The organism is Pseudomonas sp. G(2018), assembly GCF_005502415.1.
Taxonomy (GTDB): domain Bacteria; phylum Pseudomonadota; class Gammaproteobacteria; order Pseudomonadales; family Pseudomonadaceae; genus Aquipseudomonas.
Map to the genome: position 1 here is coordinate 81,604 of NZ_SCOO01000003.1, position 18,114 is coordinate 99,717.

An 18,114-nucleotide genomic window follows, 5' to 3' on the forward strand; every position below is an offset into this window, starting at 1 on the left:
CCCACAGTTTTTGCTTTACATCATGACCCATTCAGCAGGTCAACAGCACTTGGGCCCACCCTTGCCACCGTAACGGGCTTCCTGGCGTTCACGGAAGAACGTCTCGTAGTCCATCACCGGTTTGTCCGGGTGTTTGCTTTGCATATGCTCGACGTAGTTGTCGTAGTCAGGCATGCCGACCATCAGGCGTGCGGCCTGACCGAGGTATTTACCGAGGCGACTCAAGTCATTGAACATACTGCAATCCTCGATTACGCATCCGGTAGCGCCTGGAAGGGCGATTCTTTATCCGTACGTTCTTTTTTACCCCAGGAGGCAATACCGACCTTGAGTGCATAGAACAGGATGCTGAACACCACGAACAGGAACAGCGCGGTCAGTGTAGCGTTGGTGTAGGCGTTGAAGATCACGTGCTGCATCTGCGTGATGTCCTTGGCCGGGGCGAGGATCTGACCATTGGCCAGGGCATCGCTGTATTTCTTGGCCAGCGACAGGAAGCCGATCGCCGGGTTGGCGTCGAACAGCTTGATGAAGCCCGCAGTGGTGGTGCAGATCAGCAGCCATACCGCTGGCAGCATGGTCACCCACACATAACGCTGGCGCTTCATTTTGATCAGCACCACGGTGCCGAGCATCAGCGCGATACCGGCCAGCATCTGGTTGGAGATGCCGAACAGTGGCCACAAGGTGTTGATGCCACCCAGCGGATCGATCACACCTTGATACAGCAGCCAGCCCCACATAGCCACGCAACCGGCAGTGGCAAGGAAGTTGGCAGCCCAGGATTCGGTGCGTTTGAGCGCCGGCACGAAGGAGCCGAGCAAGTCCTGCAGCATGAACCGCCCGGCACGGGTACCGGCGTCGACTGCGGTGAGGATGAACAACGCCTCGAACAGGATCGCAAAGTGGTACCAGAATGCCATGGTGTTCTCACCCGGCAACACACTGTGCAGAATCTGCGCGATACCCACCGCCAGGGTCGGTGCACCGCCGGCACGGGCCAGGATGGTGGTTTCACCGATGTCCTTGGCCACCGCTTGCAGCGCTTCGGGGGTGATTGCAAAGCCCCAGTTGCTGACCGCTTGCGCCACCGCCACCACATCAGTGCCGACCACGGCCGGCGGGCTGTTCATGGCGAAGTACACGCCCGGTTCGATCACCGAAGCGGCGACCATGGCCATGATTGCCACGAAGGACTCCATCAGCATGCCGCCGTAACCGATGTAACGGGCATTGACCTCGTTATCGAGCAGCTTCGGCGTGGTGCCGGAGGAAATCAGCGCATGGAAACCCGATACCGCGCCACAGGCGATGGTGATGAACAGGAACGGGAACAGACCGCCTTTCCACACCGGGCCGGTGCCGTCGACGAACTGGGTCAGTGCCGGCATTTTCAGCTCGGGCATGGTGATCAGAATGCCGATCGCCAGGGCGACGATGGTGCCGATTTTCAGGAAAGTCGACAGATAGTCACGGGGTGCCAGGATCAGCCACACCGGTAACGAGGCGGCCACGAAACCGTAACCAATCAACATCCAGGTAATCTGCACGCCGGTGAAGGTGAACGCCTTGGCCCACACCGGGTCGGCGGCAATTTGCCCGCCCAGCCAGATCGACCCGAGCAGCAACAGCACGCCGATGATCGAGATTTCACCGATGCGGCCCGGGCGGATGTAGCGCATGTAGATGCCCATGAACATCGCGATCGGGATGGTCGCCATGACCGTGAAAATCCCCCATGGGCTTTCGGCCAGGGCCTTGACCACGATCAGCGCCAGCACCGCGAGGATGATGATCATGATCAGGAAGCAGCCAAACAGCGCGATGGTCCCGGGGATGCGGCCCATTTCTTCACGGACCATGTCGCCCAGGGAACGACCGTTGCGGCGAGTGGACATGAACAGGACCATGAAGTCCTGCACGGCACCGGCCAGCACCACCCCGGCGATCAGCCACAGCGTACCGGGCAGGTAGCCCATCTGCGCCGCCAGGACCGGACCGACCAATGGCCCCGCGCCGGCGATGGCCGCGAAGTGGTGACCGAAAAGGATGTGTTTGTTGGTTGGAACATAGTCCAGACCATCATTGTTGAGTACGGCGGGGGTGGCCCGTCGCGGGTCGAGCTGCATCACATTGTTAGCGATAAACAGGCTGTAGTAACGATACGCAACCAGATAGATGGCCACGGCAGCGACCACGATCCACAAGGCGTTGATCGCCTCACCTCGGCGTAATGCCACGACACCGAGGGCGCACGCTCCAACGATTGCCAGCACCAGCCAGGGTATGTGGCGTAGCGGGCTATTATTATTTTTCATTTTATTATTCCAGCCAGAGTGGACAGAAAGACAGCCAACGGAGTTTAGCTCTCCTGACGGCAAAGGCCATACCCCAACGTTGGTCTAGAGCGCTGCCCTGGCTGGCAGGTTCTAACAATGCGGGTCTATAGTCAGCGAACATCTAGAGGATTGCGCCATGAGCGAACACCCTGCCGATCGCCGCCGCTTCAAACGTATTGCGTTCGATGCCAAAACCGAGCTGAGCCAGGGGGAATTCATCTGGCCGGTGAAGCTGATCGATCTCTCGCTCAAGGGCTTGCTGATCGAGCGACCTGAGCCGTGGTTGGGTGATCCGCGGCACGATTTTTTTGTCGACATTCATCTGAGCGAAGACATCGACATCGAAATGGATGTGCAGCTGACCCATGAAGACCATGGCCAGCTCGGGTTTGTCTGCCGACACATCAGCCTCGAATCCATTGAGCGTTTGCGGCGATTGATTGAGCTCAACCTTGCCGATCCGCAGGAGCTTGAGCGGGAATTGGGTGCGCTGATCGAAATCTGACGCCCCAAAAACAGTCTAATTGTGGGAGCGAGCCTGCTCGCGAAAGCGGTGTGGCAGCCAACACTCATGTTGAATGTCAGTCCGTATTCGCGAGCAGGCTCGCGCCCACAATTCTTCAGCAACTACTCGAACAATGCGTCCAAAGCCTGCTCCAGACGAGTGACGGCAATGATCTGCAGCCCCGGTGGCGCTTCTTTCGGCGCATTGCCCTTGGGCACGATGGCACGTTTGAAGCCGTGCTTGGCCGCTTCCTTCAGACGCTCCTGACCGCTTGGCACCGGACGCACTTCGCCGGACAGACCGACCTCACCAAACACCAGCAAGTCATGGGGCAGCGGCCGGTTGCGCAAACTGGACATCACTGCTGCCATCAACGCCAGGTCAGAGGCCGTTTCCAATACCTTCACGCCGCCGACCACATTGAGGAATACATCCTGATCGTGGGTGGGAATACCGCCGTGACGATGCAAGACCGCCAGCAACATCGCCAGACGATTCTGATCCAGCCCCAACGTCACCCGACGCGGGTTGGCCAGATGGCTGTCATCCACCAGTGCCTGGACTTCCACCAGCATCGGCCGGGTGCCCTCCCACGTCGCCATGACCACGCTACCTGGGACTTCTTCCTGTGCACGGGTCAGAAAAATCGCCGATGGGTTGGAGACTTCTTTCAGCCCCTTGTCGGTCATGCCAAATACGCCCAATTCGTTGACGGCGCCAAAACGATTTTTCACTGCGCGCAACAGTCGCAGGCGCCCATCGGATTCGCCTTCGAAATAAAGCACGGTGTCGACCATATGCTCCAACACCCGCGGCCCGGCCAATGCGCCTTCCTTGGTCACGTGGCCGACGAGGAAAATCGCCGTGCCGCTTTGTTTGGCGTAACGCACCAGCAATGCCGCGCTCTCACGCACCTGGGATACGCCACCCGGTGCCGATTGCAATTGCTCGGTGAAAATCGTCTGGATCGAGTCGATGACCATGACCTTGGGCTTTTCCTGCCGGGCCGTGGCAATGATGGTTTCGATACAGGTTTCGGTCATGACCCGCAGTTGATCCTGCGGCAACCCCAGGCGCCGGGCACGCATGGCCACTTGCTGCTGGGACTCTTCACCCGTGACGTACAGGGCCTGCATGCTCTTGGCCAGGTTGCACAGGGTTTGCAACAGAATGGTCGATTTGCCAATACCGGGATCACCGCCGATCAGCACCACCGAGCCGTCGACCAGGCCACCACCCAGTACCCGATCGAGTTCACTCGATGCAGTGGAAAACCGTGGGATCTCCTCGACGCTGACTTCAGCCAGGGTCTTGATCTGTGCCTGTTGACCGGCCCAACCGGTGCGCCCGGTCGGTGCCGCGGCTCCGCCGCTTTCCACCATGGTTTCGGTCAGCGTGTTCCAGGCGCCGCATTCGCCGCACTGGCCGGCCCACTTCGGGAAGGTTGAGCCGCACTCGGTGCAGCCGTACATGCGCTTGGCCTTGGCCATCTGAACCCCCGGCAAAAACCGCGATGATAGCTCAGTTGGACTGGATCAGCGCGGTGCGACTGCGCCATCGGGTTACCTGCAGCAACTTGTTTGATACCGGAATATATACACTTAATCATGACGCACCAAAGCTTGTACAAACTCCCTGACACACCTCCCACAAAACTTAACTTAGCCCAATAAAAACAGAAACAAAAGTTGTACAACCCTTCTTACACCGAACTCCGCACGTACAACCTTTCATTCCTGACCCAATTTCATTAACACTTTTTAACAAGTAGATAATTATGTGACACCAATTAAATACGCACAGCGCTTTGTTTAAGCCGTAGAGATTGACCTGAACTCTCCGTTGCTCTGAATCGCTCCATCCCTCTTAACAACAGAACGTATCAGTAACGGACAGAATGTCCTGGCAACTGCTGATCACCGTCCGGAGAGTTTCCGAAGAGCGTACACAAGCCACCGAAAAATGATGGCATTTTGCAAACTTTTTACCGATGATCCTGTCGATTGCATTCAGGCTGTAAGCAGCTGTATCGGGCACGATGCACTTTGCTGATTTACACTGCCTTCACCAACCTCATCTGTAACAAGGAAATAACCTATGGGCGTGCTAAGTGAGTTCAAGGCCTTCGCGGTCAAAGGCAATGTGGTCGACATGGCCGTCGGTATCATCATCGGTGCCGCCTTCGGCAAGATCGTTTCATCGTTTGTCGGTGATGTGATCATGCCGCCCATCGGGATGTTGATCGGTGGGGTGGACTTCAGTGACCTGGCTATTACGCTGAAAGCCGCACAAGGCGATGTCCCCGCTGTGGTGCTGGCGTATGGCAAATTCATCCAGAGCTTGATCGACTTCATCATCGTCGCGTTCGCGATCTTCATGGGCGTCAAGGCCATCAACCGCCTGAAGCGCGAGGAGGCTGTCGCCCCAACCCTGCCACCGGTTCCAACCAAGGAAGAAGAGTTGCTGAGCGAGATCCGTGATCTGCTCAAGGCTCAGAACAATCGGCCTTGATCGTTTGAGCGGGCTATAGGAACGGCGCCTTGAAGGCGCCGATTTTTACCAGAAATTTTCTACCGCCACCTGACCGGGTCGCCGGCTGAGGCTCAAGTGCATGTCGCGTTGCTTGAGCAATTTTCGCGTGTCATCGATCATCTGAGGGTTGCCGCACAGCATGATCCGCGAGTGTTCGGGAGACAGCGACACTCCGGCTGTCCGCTCCAACTCGCCATTTTCGATCAGCGTGGTAATCCGTCCGTTAAGGGCACCGGCATGCTGTTCGCGCGTCACGGTGTTGATGAGTTGCAGTTTGTGCGCATACTCCGCCAGGTACTCACGCTGTGTAAGCCCTGCAATCAAATCCTGATAGGCGAGTTCCCGGGACTCGCGCACGCTGTAGACCAGAATAATCCGCTCGAATTTCTCCCACACCTCGAAGTCCTGCAGGATCGACAGAAACGGTGCCAGGCCTGTGCCGGTGGATAACAGCCACAGATCGCGTCCGTCGATGAAACGATCGAGCGTCAGGTAACCGAAGGCCTGACGGTCGACCAGCAGCGTATCGCCGACGCCTAGCCGACTCAGTTCACTGGTGAACTCGCCCCCCGGCACAACGATGGAAAAAAACTCAAGGTACTCATCGAAAGGTGATGAGACCATGGAATAGGCACGCCAGACGGTGCTGCCATCCGCCTTTGTCACGCCCAACCGGGCAAATTGTCCTGCATGAAAACGAAAGCCCGCATCCCTGGTGGCACGCAGCGTGAACAGGTTTGGGGTCAACGGCTGGACGTCGAGCAAAGTCTGGCGAGTAAATTTCTCTTCGCTGGCAGTCATGGCGGGCTCCATTCAACAGATAGGCGCAGTGTCTCTCAAAGCGAGTCCCACAAACACCGACGCTTTGTAGTGTCTTTGGAGAATATTCTGATTTGCGTCGACAGCACAGTTTATTAACCACCCAGTTCAAAACAGTAACTTTCATAAAATTAAAACCAACATTTAAATTAATTACCTAGCTATGCACCACCTTTAGAACCATAAACTTTCCTGCAACAGCTTTGTAAAGCTAAAAATTCTCAACATATATATAGGAAACATCCTACACTTGCCCTCGCGCTGATCTTCTGGATCCAGGATGCGCCCCAAAGCTATCACGACTGTGGAGCCTCATGATGGAAAGGTGGAAGGAGTCTCAACTTAAACAATTATCGTCTACAACCGAACTGGAGATTGCGTACGACATAGCCTTGCAATTCACAAGAAATATTGGGTTTAAATTTTTTTCTTTTTCAACGACTTGCCCAACAAAAACCGAACACTTTCACACTGTTAGATTCAACAATTACCCAATAGACTGGAACACAGAATATGAAAAAAAGAAGTACGGAAACATTGATCCGATAGTGGCCCATTGCAATCACTCAAGACTGCCCATTCTCTGGACTGAAGCCCTTTTCTGTCATGCTCCATGGATGTGGGAGGCACTTGAGCAACAAGGGTTGGAACATGGCTGGTCACAAGCCATTCATGATGATGAAAGCGGTTTGTGCAGCATCCTGAGTCTGGCGAGGCCCCATTGCCCTGTCAGCGCGTGGGAGTTGTATGAAAATCTCGGTTTCTCCTTGTTCATTGGCCATCACCTGCATGGCCTGATCGCCCAAACCCTGCCCAAGGAAATGCCAAAATCGTCCATACCGCATTTATCGCCGCGGGAAATCGACGTGTTGACACTGGCGGCAGCCGGCAAGACGGCATACGAGAGCGCCCGGATTCTCAATCTCAGCGCCCGCACGATCAATTTCCATGTGCAGGAAGCCATCCGCAAACTGGGGGTCAACAATAAGGTTTCGGCCGTCATTGCCGCCGTCAAGGCTGGCTATCTCAATAGCAACGCGGTGCGCTAAGCCGAAAAACCTGCGGGTAATCCAACACAAAAAAACGTACCATTCGCGGTCCCTCCTGAGTGATGACGTGTGACTTTTTCACGACGCAGTCCACTCGGACGGCCCCGCCGCCAAGATGCCCCTGGGCGCGGGATATCCGTTGATTACCCAGAGCCCCGCCCCATGCCTTTGCTCGAAACGCCTTTCGCCAGCCTCGACCTGATCCGCCAGCCCGAACAGCAGAACGAACCGCTGCAAGCCTTCGACGCGGCCGACGAGTACCTGCTCAACCACCTGGCGGAACAGCAACCCTCCGTCGACACACGGGTACTGGTGCTGAACGACAGTTTCGGCGCGTTGGCCGCCAGTCTGGCCGGCAAGGTCAAGGTCAAGGTCACCAGCAGCGGCGATTCCTTCCTGGCCTTTCAAGGGCTGGAAAAGAACCTGGCCCGCAACGGCCAGGCGTTCGATGCAGTGCCGGCCATACCCGCCAGCGAAGCATTGGCGGGACCGTTTGACCAGGTCCTGGTACGGGTGCCAAAGACCTTGGCGTTGCTGGAAGAACAACTGATCCGCCTGCAAGGCCAGTTGGCTCCCGGCGCTCAAGTGATCGCGGGAGCAATGATCAAACATTTGCCACGGGCCGCGGGCGATCTGCTGGAGCGCTACATCGGCCCGGTGCAGGCATCGCTGGCGGTGAAGAAGGCCCGCTTGCTGATTGCCACGGTTCAAACCAAGGCGCCGGTCACCTCGCCCTACCCGACCCGATATCGCCTCGACACCCCGTCGATCGAATTGCTCAACCACGCCAACGTCTTCTGCCGCGAAGGCCTGGACATTGGTACGCGGGCTTTTTTGCCGCATTTGCCGAAAAACCTTGGCACGGCACGGGTTGCCGACCTCGGATGCGGTAACGGCGTGCTGGCCATCGCCAGCGCCCTGCAAAACCCCGAGGCCCGATACACACTGGTAGACGAATCCTTCATGGCGGTGCAATCGGCTGCCGAAAACTGGCGCGCAGCGCTGGGCGAGCGCGATGTCATCGTACGTGCCGGTGATGGTCTGGCCGGACAGGAACCCCAGTCGCTGGATGTGGTGCTGTGCAATCCACCGTTTCACCAGCAACAGGTCGTCGGTGACTTCCTGGCCTGGCGGATGTTCCAGCAAGCGCGTGAGGCGCTGGTGGTCGGCGGCGCGTTGTACATCGTCGGCAATCGTCACCTGGGTTACCACAGCAAACTGGCGCGTTTGTTCCGCGGTGTCGAGCAAGTGGCGGCCACGCCGAAGTTCGTGATTCTCAAGGCCCGCAAATAACCGGGCAAAAAAAAACCCTCCAATCGGAGGGTTATAAATCCGCGCCTGAAGGCGACGGGATGGGATGTCAGGTTTTCAGTGAGTACTCAGGCCCGCGGCGTTCATGAACATCCGCATCAGGCTGGCCACGATGAACAATGCACCGACGCTGCCGACCCAGATCAGGGCCAGCCAGCCAAGCCGCTGCCACAGCGGTTTTTTTTCGGCTTCTTCAATGTCGTGCAAGGAATGTTTGCCGCTCATTGCATCGATCTCCTTCAAATCGATGGCGCCGCTGCCGACGCCATCGCGGACCAAGTCTAGTGGTAACCGTCTTCATGGGTGACCTTGCCGCGGAACACGTAATAGCTCCAGAAGGTGTAGCCCAGGATGAACGGGATGATGAACAGCGTGCCCACCAGCATGAAGCCCTGGCTTTGCGGCGGCGCAGCGGCATCCCAGATCGAGATCGACGGCGGCACGATGTTCGGCCATAGGCTGATCCCCAGCCCGCTGTAACCGAGGAAGATCAGCACCAGTGTCAGCAGGAATGGTGTGTAGTGCGCATTGCGCGCCACCGCGCGGATCAAGCCGTACAGGGTCACCAGCACCAGAATCGGCACCGGCAGGAACCAGAACAGGTTAGGCAGGGTGAACCAGCGGGCGGCAATCTCGGCGTGAGCCAGCGGTGTCCAGATGCTGACGATACCGATCACCGCCAGCAACACGAACGCCAGCGGTCGCGCCAGGTCATGCATCTGTTCCTGCAACTTGCCTTCGGTCTTCATGATCAGCCAGGTGCATCCCAGCAGTGCATAAGCCACCACCAACGCGGCACCGCAGAACATCGTGAAGGGCGTCAGCCAGTCCAGTGAACCACCGGCAAACTGGCGATCGACCACCGGCAGGCCATCGATGAAGGCCCCCAGCGCCACGCCCTGGAAAAACGTTGCCGTAATGGAGCCACCAATGAACGCCTTGTCCCAGAGGTGGCGCTTGTCGTCCCGGGCCTTGAATCGGAACTCGAACGCCACGCCGCGGAAAATCAAACCGACCAGCATCAGGATCAACGGCAGGTACAACGCCGAGAGCACCACCGAATAGGCCAGCGGGAAGGCGCCGAACAACGCCGCGCCGCCCAGTACCAGCCAGGTTTCGTTACCGTCCCAGACCGGAGCGACGGTGTTCATCATCACGTCGCGGTCGCCCTTGCCCGGAATGAACGGGAAGAGAATGCCGATGCCGAGGTCGAAGCCATCCATGACCACGTACATCATGATGCCGAAGATGATGATCACGGCCCAGATCAGCGGAAGATCAATACCCATGGTTCAAATCTCCTTGGTCACGGTGCGGTCGGCATCGGAGTGATCGTCGTCGGCAGCCGACAGTGGACGCGCCGGTGTGCGTTTCTGGCCGGGACCTCCATCATTGGTTTCCTTGCCTTCGTCGATCTTCGGTCCTTTGCGCACCAGGCGCATCATGTAGCCCAGACCGGCACCGAACAGCGCGAAATACACCACGACAAACAGGATCAGGGTGATGCTCATCTGCATGAAACTATGGTTGGAGGACGCATCCGCCGTGCGCATCAGACCGTAGACCACCCACGGTTGACGGCCGACTTCAGTGGTGAACCAGCCGGCAAGGATCGCGATCAGGCCGGACGGTCCCATCCACAATGCCAGGTACAGGAACGGCCGCGAGGTATAGAGCTTGTCGCGTTTACGCAGCCACAGGCTCCAGAGTCCGGTAAAGATCATCAGCATGCCAAGGCCGACCATGATCCGGAACGACCAGAACACGATGGTTGAATTCGGTCGGTCCTCCGGCGGGAACTCCTTGAGCGCCGGCACCTGCTTGTCCAGCGAGTGGGTCAGGATCAGGCTGCCCAGATACGGAATCTCAACAGCGAATTTGGTCTTCTCTTCTTTCATGTCCGGCCAGCCGAACAGGATCAGCGGAGTCGCTTCGTTGCCGTGGTTTTCCCAGTGGCCCTCAATCGCGGCAATTTTTGCCGGCTGGTGTTTCAGTGTGTTGAGGCCGTGGAAGTCACCGATGACGGCCTGAATCGGCGCCACGATCAATGCCATCCACATGGCCATCGAGAGCATCTTGCGGATCGCCGGATTGTCCTTGCCGCGCAGCAGGTGCCAAGCCGCGGAGGCGCCCACGAAAAATGCTGTGGCGACGAACGCCGCCGTAGCCATGTGCATCAGGCGATAAGGGAACGACGGGTTGAAGATCACAGCCAGCCAGTCGGTTGGAATGACCTGGCCGTTAACGATCTCAAAGCCCTGTGGAGTCTGCATCCAACTGTTTGAGGCGAGAATCCAGAAGGTCGAGATCAGCGTGCCGATGGCGACCATGACCGTTGCGAAAAAGTGCAAGCCGCGTCCGACCTTGTTCCAGCCGAACAGCATCACGCCAAGGAAACCGGCTTCGAGGAAGAAAGCCGTCAGCACTTCGTACGTCAGCAACGGTCCGGTCACGGACCCGGCGAAGTCCGAGAAGCGGCTCCAGTTGGTACCGAACTGATAGGCCATGACCAACCCCGAGACCACGCCCATGCCGAAGTTGACGGCAAAGATCTTCGACCAGAAATGGTAGAGGTCACGGTAGGTATCGTTGTGGGTTTTCAGCCACAAGCCTTCGAGTACCGCCAGGTAACTCGCCAGGCCAATGGTGATGGCAGGGAACAGGATGTGGAACGAGATGGTGAACGCGAACTGAATTCGGGCGAGATCAAGTGCCTCTAAACCGAACATAAGTCTTCCTCTGTCAGGTAGTACGGCTGCTGGCTGGAAGCCTGCACCCACGGCCCCCACGGATATGGAGTGTGGCGAATCTCTATTTGTTCTTTTTTTACACGCATCGCTACGCAGGGAGTCTGGCCTTGCGGCCGCCGGATCAACTCCCTTGAGGGTTTTGACCTGGATCAAGCAACGTTGAAAGAGTAGTCCCATTTCCGGGGTTGAACTGCGTGGTCTTTTGCCGCGTGACAAGTTGCCTCATGGCTGAGGTAACAGGCAGAAACATATCCCTAGTGGGAGCGAGCCTGCTCGCGAATGCGGTGGGTCAGTCAACATCACGGTGTATGCCACTCCGCTTTCGCGAGCAAGCTCGCTCCCACAGGGATATGTCACGCTACGGAGATCGATGTCTTGCTAATTAATTTTTTGCACCTGCAACTTCCTGTTACAGGTTGATGATAATCTCGCCCTTCCCCTCCTCCAGATTTGCCTTCAAATGCCCAGCCAAGAGCCTTTGCTGTTACGTCACCATCGCCCTTTCCTTGCGTTCTGGCTGGCGCGGATTTTTACCGCCAGCGGCTTTCAGATGCTCACCGTGGCCATTGGCTGGAATCTCTATCAACTGACCGGCAACGTACTCGATCTGGGTCTGGTGGGGTTGGTGGAGTTCGCCCCGCGTGTGCTGTTCATGTTGCATACCGGGCATGTGGCGGACCGCTACGACCGGCGCAAGGTCGCGGCGATCTGCCAGTCCTTGCAAGCGCTGATCGCCCTGTCGCTGGCCATCGGCAGCGCGACCGACCATGTCACCCGGGAGATGATCTTCATCCTCGCCTTCCTGCTCGGCGCCGCCCGCTCTTTCGAGATGCCGACCACCCAGGCCTTGCTGCCGAGCATCGTACCAAGCAGCCTGTTTCCCCGGGCCGTGGCCGCCGCGCAATCGGCCCAGCAATCGGCAACCATCGTCGCACCGGCACTCGGTGGTTTGCTCTACGCGTTCGGCAGCGTGTGGGTCTATGGCCCGACGGTGATCCTCTACATCATTGCCTGCACCCTGATGCTCAATCTGCCCGCACGGCAAACGCCGCTGAACAAAGGCAAGGCCACCCTGGATTCGTTGTTGGCGGGCATCCGCTTCATCCGTAGTCGTCCGGACATTCTCGGGGCGATTTCCCTGGACCTGTTCGCCGTCCTGCTCGGTGGCGCGACGGCGTTGTTGCCGGTTTTTGCCAAGGACATCCTGCTCACCGGCCCGTGGGGCCTGGGCCTGTTGCGCTCGGCACCGGCGGTGGGAGCGCTGTTGATGTCGCTGTTCCTGGCGAGGTTTGCCGTGGAGCGTAATGTCGGACGAGTGATGTTCACCGCAGTGGGCGTATTCGGTGTGGCAACCATCGCCTTCGGTCTGTCGACCTCGTTCTGGTTCTCGCTGGCGGTGCTGGTGGTACTGGGCGCGGCGGACATGATCAGCATGGTGATCCGTGCCTCGTTCGTGCAACTGGAAACCCCGGACGAAATGCGCGGCCGGGTCAGCGCAGTGAACGGTTTGTTCATCGGCGCCTCAAACCAGTTGGGCGAATTCGAATCCGGCCTGACCGCCCACTGGTTCGGCACCGTGCCGGCAGTGGTCATGGGCGGGATCGGCACGCTAGTGGTGACCGGGACCTGGATCAAGCTGTTTCCGACATTGGCCCAGCGCGACCGTATGCATGTGCCGGTGGAAGAAGAAGCGAAAGTCTGAATGATCTAAACAACCAACTCCCCCGCCACTGCCGCTCGCGTGGCTTTGCCGCACAACTGTTCCACCAGTGTCAGGGCAAATGCCAGCGCGGCGCCCGAACCCTGGGCGGTGATGCAGTTGCCGTCGACAACGACCGGTTGATCGACGAAGTTGCAGCCTGAGAGTTGATGACTGGCCGAAGGCAGGCACGTCATGCGCCGCTGACGCAACACGCCAAAGGTTTGCAGCGCCAGTGCCGGGGCTTCGGCGATACCCGCGTACAGGCGACCGGCCGCGGCCTGGTCCTTGATCAGTTGTTGCAAGGGTTGATGGGTCGCCAGGTGTTGCGCGCCTACGGCTCCGCCGGGCAGGACGATCAAGTCGAAGGGTTGGGCCAGCAAATCCACCAACATCGCATCGCTGGTGAGACGGGTACCGCGGGCACAGGTGAGCATGCGCCGCCCTTCGATGCTCGCCACCACGACTTCCACCTTGGCGCGGCGCAGCACATCGACGAGGGTCACGGCTTGCAGGTCATCGATGCCCTCGGCGAGGGTAATCAGGGCTCTAAAGGTCATGAGGGTAATCCACAGAATGATCCTTAAAGCGTAGTCAGCTTTCCTTACCCTTGTTCGAGGCCGGCTGTTTCTTGATGTAAAGCTACTTGATGTAAAGCTGCGTCGACATCGTGTTGCCCGGCGCATTGATCGAGGTGTTGCTGAAGGTGAACGTGCCTTCCTGTTTGCCGGCAAGACTGAAGATGTACAGATTGCCGACTACCTTGGTTCTCTGGGAGCAATCGGTCAGGTTGCCGTTATCGTAGGCGCAGACCGGCGTGCGGGTGCCATCCACTTCAAAGCCATCGAGCGCGACATGGGGTTGGCTGCGACCGTAGCCCACTTCCAGCACGTAGACCCTGATGTTCGGGCCACTGTGATTGCAGCGGGTCTGCGTCTGTCCTTCATCAATGGTTTCAAAACCACAGCCCGGCGACTCGACTTTCAGCACTTTCACCTGGGTCAACGGCGGTGCCGAGGCCGCCGAGGCGGTTTGCGCCCCCAAGAGCAATGCCATCAAGATCAACAGACACTTTTTCATGCGCAACCCTACCCCCCAAAAATCAGCGCGCAGTATGGCTGACTCGGGCCAAACGCAAAACATCGACGACGATCACCGCCATAAGCAGCCATAACCCCCCGCGACTGGTATGATGCGCGGCTTTTTCCGACTCACAGAAATTTCCCAGGCGCCTGCAGCGGTCTGTGCTTTGCTGTTGAGGTCGATACATTCACGGCGCCGGGCGCGCCACGGGGAGCAGGCATGCTGGAAAGGCTGTTTCAACTCAAGGCACACAACACCAACGTACGCACCGAGATTCTGGCGGGCGTCACGACCTTTTTGGCCATGGCCTACATTCTGTTCGTCAACCCGAGCATCCTCGGCGAGACTGGCATGGACAAGGGTGCGGTGTTCGTCGCCACCTGTCTGGCAGCCGCCATCGGCTCCGCGACCATGGGCCTGATCGCCAACTATCCGATCGCCCTCGCACCGGGCATGGGCCTGAACGCCTTCTTTACCTACACTGTGGTCCTGCACATGGGCCACACCTGGCAAGTGGCACTGGGCGCGGTGTTCATCTCGGCCGTGTGCTTCTTCCTGCTGTCGATCTTCCGCATCCGTGAATGGATCATCAACAGCATCCCGCTGCCGCTACGTTCGGCGATCGCCGCCGGTATCGGCCTGTTCCTGGCGCTGATTGCCCTGCACAACGCGGGCATCGTGGTAAGCAACCCGGCGACCATGGTCGGCCTCGGTGACCTGAAACAACCGGCTCCGATCCTCGCCACCCTCGGTTTTGCCCTGATCGTCGCCCTCGAAGCACTCGCCGTGCGCGGTGCGGTGCTGATCGGCATTCTGGCCGTGACCATCGTTTCGATCCTGATGGGTTTCACCCCGTTCGGCGGCGTGACCTCGATGCCTCCTTCGCTGGCGCCGACCTTCCTGCAACTGGACATCAAGGGCGCACTGGACATCGGTCTGGTCAGCGTGATTTTCGCCTTCCTGTTTGTCGACCTGTTCGATAACTCCGGCACCCTGATCGGCGTTGCCAAGCGCGCCGGCCTGATGGGCAAGGACGGTCACATGCCGAAAATGGGCCGCGCCCTGATCGCCGACAGTACCGCCGCCATGGCCGGTTCCCTGCTAGGCACCTCGACCACTACCAGCTACATCGAATCCGCCGCCGGTGTGAGTGCCGGGGGCCGTACCGGCCTGACCGCCATCGTCGTGGCGATCCTGTTCCTGCTGGCACTGTTCTTCTCGCCACTGGCTGCCAGCGTTCCAGCCTTCGCCACCGCACCGGCATTGCTGTTCGTCGCCGTGCTGATGACATCCGGCCTGGCCGAAATAGACTGGGACGACATTACCGTTGCCGCACCGGTCGTGATCACCGCCCTGGCCATGCCGTTCACTTATTCCATCGCCAATGGCATCGCCTTCGGTTTCATCGCCTGGACCGCTATCAAACTGCTGTCCGGCCGCGGCCGTGAGCTGAACTCGGCGCTGGTGATTCTGTCGATTCTGTTCGTGATCAAGCTGGGTTGGTTCAACGCATGACTTTTGATTTCCAGGCCTACGCCGTTCAGCTCGAAGACAAGGTCACGCGTCTGCGTGACTTGCTGGCCCCATTCGATGCGCCGGAGCCGGCTGTATTCGACTCACCGCTGCAGAATTTCCGCCTGCGCGCCGAATTCCGCTTGTGGCGTGAAGCCGGCGAGCGCCACTACGCAATGTTTTCCCAGGAAGACAAACGCACGCCGATCCTGATCGAAGAATTCCCGATTGCCAGCCTGCGCATCAATCAGTTGATGCCGAAGCTCAAAGCGGCTTGGCAGGCCAGTTCGGCCCTGAGCCACAAGCTGTTTCAGGTGGAGTTCCTCACCACCCTGGCCGGCGATGCGATGATCACCCTGTGTTATCACCGCCCGCTGGACGAACACTGGCACGCGGCGGCCACAAAGCTGGCGACCGATTTGAACGTCAGCATCATCGGCCGCTCCAAGGGCAAGCGCGAAGTCATCGGTCACGATTACGTGGTCGAGAGACTGGAAGTCGGCGGTCGCACCTTCAGCTACCGCCAGCCCGAAGGTGCGTTCACCCAGCCCAACGGCACGGTGAACCAGAAGATGCTCAACTGGGCGTACGACGCGCTCGGCGATCGCTCAGACGACTTGCTGGAGCTGTACTGCGGCAACGGCAACTTTACCCTGCCCCTCGCCACCCGCGTACGCAAGGTACTGGCCACCGAAATCAGCAAGACCTCGGTTAATGCGGCACTGAGCAACCTCGGCGAAAACGCGGTGGATAACGTCACTTTGGTGCGCCTGTCCGCCGAAGAGCTGACCGAAGCGCTGAATGAAGTGCGTCCGTTCCGTCGCCTGCACGGCATCGACCTGAAAAGCTACGAGTTCGGCAGCGTCTTCGTCGATCCGCCCCGCGCCGGCATGGATCCGGACACCTGCGAACTGACCCGGCGTTTCGACAACATCCTCTACATCTCCTGCAACCCGGAAACCCTGGCGGCCAACATCGCCCAACTGCACGACACCCACCGCATCACCCAATGCGCGATGTTCGACCAGTTTCCGTGGACGCATCATATGGAATCCGGGGTGTTGTTGACCCGGCGGTAATCGCTGATGCCATAAACAAATCAGCCGTCATTACGACGGCTTTTTTGTGGGCGTTCAAAGCACCATGTCGGCCTTGCGTGGCCGCCCGCCTTTCTTGCCATTGGCCCTGGCGGCTTCGGCTTTGGCGGCGCTGCTCTGGCGACCATTGCGCGAGGCAATCACCGAGGCCGCCATTGTCATCAACGGCTTGCTTGCCGAGATCATTCCGGCGATAGACACGTGCAAGTCCTTGCCTTCATGGCACAGTGCAGTCCCTGCAAAGCCAACGCTCAACCCGGCAAAATCCTCGACTTCAAAATCGTCGAACTCAGGATAGTTCGCTACAGGCAGCAATACACCGCAGCCATCTTCGAAGCTAACGGCCAGGCACGGGGCAATAAAGTTAACTGCCGTCGCATGCAGGCTGTTGTTTCTGGGCAGTTGCCCACGCCTGATGGCTTCGTCCAGGCGGCTTTCCGTCACGGGTGTATCAGACTGAACCTTGACCTTCACCGTTTTCATAACTCGATCTCCACACATTTCTGTGCACCTATCAGGGATAGGCACGTCGTGTTCGTTTCAGGTTCGTAGCGAGCCGATCCAATCATGTTGGTGGTGCTGATGACTCTTTTAACTGCGACGACTTCGTTGCTGTGCCAGTCCCACAATTGATTTTCAAGACAAACTGTCTGTAATTTTCGCCACCAGATGTCACGAGCACGCAGCAGATGGGCAGGTTGCTTGAGCGACTGACGCAAACCCTCAAGCACTGCCACGGGTGGCCGACGCGATAACGGAACAACGTCCCAGAGCTCCACGCCGTTGTGCCAGAAGCTGAACTTGAACCGCGCACTCCAGCCTCCTCCATCGACATGCGCATGAGGCGGACAATGTTCATCACGTAACATGATCACCACCGACAGTCCTTTGCAGCTGCATACTTTCATGCTAACCCATCCGTTAGGTTATTGAGTCCGAAGTTTCGGCCTTCCCAAAAAAATCCGACCATTGGCGCTGAACGCCAAATCGTGAGGGAGCTTCTTAGCCTAGCGCCCAGACCCGCTCAGGCCCGATGGATAGCGCTGAAGAATCGTTATCAATCTTTTCTCGACACCCATAAAAAAGCCGTCACGACGGACGGCTGTCTTGCCTCGGGCCACAATCACCCCGGCTGATTTTTTCGAAACTCAGTGGTGGTAATGCCCTTGTACCCCCAGTTATCGGTGTCGATTTCCTCGATCACGATGTGGGTCAGCTCCGGCGGCTTGCCGAGGACGCGTTGCAGGGTCTCGGTGATTTCAGCGATGACCTGGGCTTTCTGCTCACGGGTAACGCCGTCACGGGTGATACGTACGCTGACGAAGGGCATGCTGCTTCTCCTGCTCGGCTGATTAAAGGCTTACTGATGGAAGCTCACTGTATCTGTGTGCAGGCATCTGATAAATACTGATTCACAC

General features: G+C 58.2%; 19 protein-coding genes. 7 read left to right on the forward strand and 12 right to left on the reverse strand.

Annotated elements, in window-relative coordinates; all coding sequences use genetic code 11:
- Nucleotides 1-39 precede the first annotated feature (39 nt).
- Both FFS64_RS03905 and FFS64_RS03910 read right to left on the reverse strand, forming a co-directional pair.
- A complete protein-coding gene (locus tag FFS64_RS03905; protein WP_095196638.1) occupies nucleotides 40-237 on the reverse strand; it encodes a YbdD/YjiX family protein in 198 nt (65 codons plus the stop codon).
- A gap of 14 nt (nucleotides 238-251) precedes the next feature.
- The gene (locus tag FFS64_RS03910) at nucleotides 252-2,318 is read right to left on the reverse strand and encodes a carbon starvation CstA family protein (RefSeq protein ID WP_095196639.1); all 2,067 of its coding nucleotides are present in this window, start codon (nucleotides 2,316-2,318) and stop codon (nucleotides 252-254) included.
- Between the two features lie 157 nt (nucleotides 2,319-2,475).
- On the opposite strand from FFS64_RS03910, the gene FFS64_RS03915 reads away from it, so the two are divergent.
- Nucleotides 2,476-2,844, forward strand: a complete 369-nt coding sequence (locus FFS64_RS03915; protein ID WP_137804308.1) for a PilZ domain-containing protein — start codon at nucleotides 2,476-2,478, stop codon at nucleotides 2,842-2,844.
- Between the two features lie 122 nt (nucleotides 2,845-2,966).
- On the opposite strand, the gene radA is transcribed toward FFS64_RS03915, so the two are convergent.
- A complete protein-coding gene (gene radA, locus FFS64_RS03920; protein WP_137804309.1) occupies nucleotides 2,967-4,334 on the reverse strand; it encodes a DNA repair protein RadA in 1,368 nt (455 codons plus the stop codon).
- Nucleotides 4,335-4,941: 607 nt separating this feature from the next.
- On the opposite strand from radA, the gene mscL reads away from it, so the two are divergent.
- Nucleotides 4,942-5,355 carry a large-conductance mechanosensitive channel protein MscL gene (gene mscL / locus FFS64_RS03925; RefSeq protein ID WP_137804310.1) on the forward strand — a complete coding sequence of 138 codons (414 nt, stop codon included), beginning with the start codon at nucleotides 4,942-4,944 and terminating at the stop codon, nucleotides 5,353-5,355.
- A 45-nt stretch (nucleotides 5,356-5,400) separates the two neighbouring features.
- Here the strand turns inward: mscL and FFS64_RS03930 are convergent, their stop codons facing one another.
- Nucleotides 5,401-6,177, reverse strand: coding sequence for a ferredoxin--NADP reductase (locus FFS64_RS03930; RefSeq protein WP_137804311.1), 777 nt, complete (start codon nucleotides 6,175-6,177; stop codon nucleotides 5,401-5,403).
- A gap of 335 nt (nucleotides 6,178-6,512) precedes the next feature.
- Here FFS64_RS03930 and FFS64_RS03935 point away from each other — a divergent pair, with 335 nt between their 5' ends.
- Nucleotides 6,513-7,244 carry a LuxR family transcriptional regulator gene (locus FFS64_RS03935; RefSeq protein ID WP_137804312.1) on the forward strand — a complete coding sequence of 244 codons (732 nt, stop codon included), beginning with the start codon at nucleotides 6,513-6,515 and terminating at the stop codon, nucleotides 7,242-7,244.
- Nucleotides 7,245-7,406: 162 nt separating this feature from the next.
- The gene (locus FFS64_RS03940) at nucleotides 7,407-8,537 is read left to right on the forward strand and encodes a methyltransferase (RefSeq protein WP_137804313.1); all 1,131 of its coding nucleotides are present in this window, start codon (nucleotides 7,407-7,409) and stop codon (nucleotides 8,535-8,537) included.
- Nucleotides 8,538-8,612: 75 nt separating this feature from the next.
- Here FFS64_RS03940 and FFS64_RS03945 read toward each other — a convergent pair whose 3' ends face one another.
- From FFS64_RS03945 to FFS64_RS03955, 3 genes are read right to left on the reverse strand one after another with little or no spacing between them, the layout of a single operon-like run.
- Complete coding sequence (locus tag FFS64_RS03945) at nucleotides 8,613-8,780, reverse strand: DUF2474 domain-containing protein (RefSeq protein WP_137804314.1); 168 nt, start codon at nucleotides 8,778-8,780, stop codon at nucleotides 8,613-8,615.
- 56 nt (nucleotides 8,781-8,836) lie between these two features.
- Nucleotides 8,837-9,844: a cytochrome d ubiquinol oxidase subunit II gene (cydB, locus tag FFS64_RS03950; RefSeq protein ID WP_095196646.1), complete on the reverse strand. Its 1,008-nt coding sequence runs from the start codon at nucleotides 9,842-9,844 to the stop codon at nucleotides 8,837-8,839.
- Between the two features lie 3 nt (nucleotides 9,845-9,847).
- Nucleotides 9,848-11,284, reverse strand: coding sequence for a cytochrome ubiquinol oxidase subunit I (locus FFS64_RS03955; protein WP_137804315.1), 1,437 nt, complete (start codon nucleotides 11,282-11,284; stop codon nucleotides 9,848-9,850).
- Nucleotides 11,285-11,765: 481 nt separating this feature from the next.
- Between FFS64_RS03955 and FFS64_RS03960 the strand changes: the two genes are divergently transcribed.
- Nucleotides 11,766-13,007, forward strand: a complete 1,242-nt coding sequence (locus tag FFS64_RS03960; RefSeq protein WP_137804316.1) for an MFS transporter — start codon at nucleotides 11,766-11,768, stop codon at nucleotides 13,005-13,007.
- Nucleotides 13,008-13,012: 5 nt separating this feature from the next.
- Here the strand turns inward: FFS64_RS03960 and FFS64_RS03965 are convergent, their stop codons facing one another.
- Together FFS64_RS03965 and FFS64_RS03970 are read right to left on the reverse strand one after the other, a co-directional pair.
- Nucleotides 13,013-13,564: a DJ-1 family glyoxalase III gene (locus FFS64_RS03965; RefSeq protein WP_137804317.1), complete on the reverse strand. Its 552-nt coding sequence runs from the start codon at nucleotides 13,562-13,564 to the stop codon at nucleotides 13,013-13,015.
- Between the two features lie 82 nt (nucleotides 13,565-13,646).
- Nucleotides 13,647-14,084, reverse strand: a complete 438-nt coding sequence (locus tag FFS64_RS03970) for a DUF4879 domain-containing protein (RefSeq protein WP_137804318.1) — start codon at nucleotides 14,082-14,084, stop codon at nucleotides 13,647-13,649.
- A gap of 222 nt (nucleotides 14,085-14,306) precedes the next feature.
- On the opposite strand from FFS64_RS03970, the gene FFS64_RS03975 reads away from it, so the two are divergent.
- The gene (locus FFS64_RS03975) at nucleotides 14,307-15,602 is read left to right on the forward strand and encodes an NCS2 family permease (protein WP_137804319.1); all 1,296 of its coding nucleotides are present in this window, start codon (nucleotides 14,307-14,309) and stop codon (nucleotides 15,600-15,602) included.
- Nucleotides 15,599-16,678 (forward strand): tRNA (uridine(54)-C5)-methyltransferase TrmA, encoded by a 1,080-nt coding sequence (gene trmA, locus FFS64_RS03980; protein ID WP_137804320.1) that lies wholly within the window; start codon nucleotides 15,599-15,601, stop codon nucleotides 16,676-16,678. The genes FFS64_RS03975 and trmA overlap by 4 nt, the downstream gene beginning before the upstream one ends.
- A 54-nt stretch (nucleotides 16,679-16,732) precedes the next feature.
- Here trmA and FFS64_RS03985 read toward each other — a convergent pair whose 3' ends face one another.
- The 3 genes from FFS64_RS03985 to FFS64_RS03995 form a co-directional block, all read right to left on the reverse strand.
- Nucleotides 16,733-17,179, reverse strand: a complete 447-nt coding sequence (locus FFS64_RS03985; protein ID WP_137804321.1) for a DUF2442 domain-containing protein — start codon at nucleotides 17,177-17,179, stop codon at nucleotides 16,733-16,735.
- On the reverse strand, nucleotides 17,176-17,604 hold the full coding sequence (locus FFS64_RS03990) for a DUF4160 domain-containing protein (RefSeq protein ID WP_137804322.1): 429 nt from the start codon (nucleotides 17,602-17,604) through the stop codon (nucleotides 17,176-17,178). Before FFS64_RS03990 ends, FFS64_RS03985 begins: the two co-directional genes overlap by 4 nt.
- Nucleotides 17,605-17,819: 215 nt before the next feature.
- Entirely contained in the window at nucleotides 17,820-18,026 is a 207-nt protein-coding gene (locus FFS64_RS03995) for a 4-oxalocrotonate tautomerase family protein (RefSeq protein WP_034148192.1), read from the reverse strand.
- Nucleotides 18,027-18,114: the final 88 nt, after the last annotated feature.

Coding starts and splice junctions, on each gene's coding strand:
- trmA (WP_137804320.1), top strand. CDS start 15,599: ATGACTTTTGATTTCCAGGCCTACGCCGTTCAGCTCGAAGACAAGGTC.
- FFS64_RS03970 (WP_137804318.1), bottom strand. CDS start 14,084: ATGAAAAAGTGTCTGTTGATCTTGATGGCATTGCTCTTGGGGGCGCAA.
- FFS64_RS03975 (WP_137804319.1), top strand. CDS start 14,307: ATGCTGGAAAGGCTGTTTCAACTCAAGGCACACAACACCAACGTACGC.
- FFS64_RS03960 (WP_137804316.1), top strand. CDS start 11,766: ATGCCCAGCCAAGAGCCTTTGCTGTTACGTCACCATCGCCCTTTCCTT.
- mscL (WP_137804310.1), top strand. CDS start 4,942: ATGGGCGTGCTAAGTGAGTTCAAGGCCTTCGCGGTCAAAGGCAATGTG.
- FFS64_RS03910 (WP_095196639.1), bottom strand. CDS start 2,318: ATGAAAAATAATAATAGCCCGCTACGCCACATACCCTGGCTGGTGCTG.
- FFS64_RS03945 (WP_137804314.1), bottom strand. CDS start 8,780: ATGAGCGGCAAACATTCCTTGCACGACATTGAAGAAGCCGAAAAAAAA.
- FFS64_RS03995 (WP_034148192.1), bottom strand. CDS start 18,026: ATGCCCTTCGTCAGCGTACGTATCACCCGTGACGGCGTTACCCGTGAG.
- FFS64_RS03940 (WP_137804313.1), top strand. CDS start 7,407: ATGCCTTTGCTCGAAACGCCTTTCGCCAGCCTCGACCTGATCCGCCAG.
- FFS64_RS03965 (WP_137804317.1), bottom strand. CDS start 13,564: ATGACCTTTAGAGCCCTGATTACCCTCGCCGAGGGCATCGATGACCTG.
- radA (WP_137804309.1), bottom strand. CDS start 4,334: ATGGCCAAGGCCAAGCGCATGTACGGCTGCACCGAGTGCGGCTCAACC.
- FFS64_RS03905 (WP_095196638.1), bottom strand. CDS start 237: ATGTTCAATGACTTGAGTCGCCTCGGTAAATACCTCGGTCAGGCCGCA.
- FFS64_RS03915 (WP_137804308.1), top strand. CDS start 2,476: ATGAGCGAACACCCTGCCGATCGCCGCCGCTTCAAACGTATTGCGTTC.
- FFS64_RS03930 (WP_137804311.1), bottom strand. CDS start 6,177: ATGACTGCCAGCGAAGAGAAATTTACTCGCCAGACTTTGCTCGACGTC.
- FFS64_RS03955 (WP_137804315.1), bottom strand. CDS start 11,284: ATGTTCGGTTTAGAGGCACTTGATCTCGCCCGAATTCAGTTCGCGTTC.
- FFS64_RS03935 (WP_137804312.1), top strand. CDS start 6,513: ATGGAAAGGTGGAAGGAGTCTCAACTTAAACAATTATCGTCTACAACC.
- FFS64_RS03990 (WP_137804322.1), bottom strand. CDS start 17,604: ATGAAAGTATGCAGCTGCAAAGGACTGTCGGTGGTGATCATGTTACGT.
- cydB (WP_095196646.1), bottom strand. CDS start 9,844: ATGGGTATTGATCTTCCGCTGATCTGGGCCGTGATCATCATCTTCGGC.
- FFS64_RS03985 (WP_137804321.1), bottom strand. CDS start 17,179: ATGAAAACGGTGAAGGTCAAGGTTCAGTCTGATACACCCGTGACGGAA.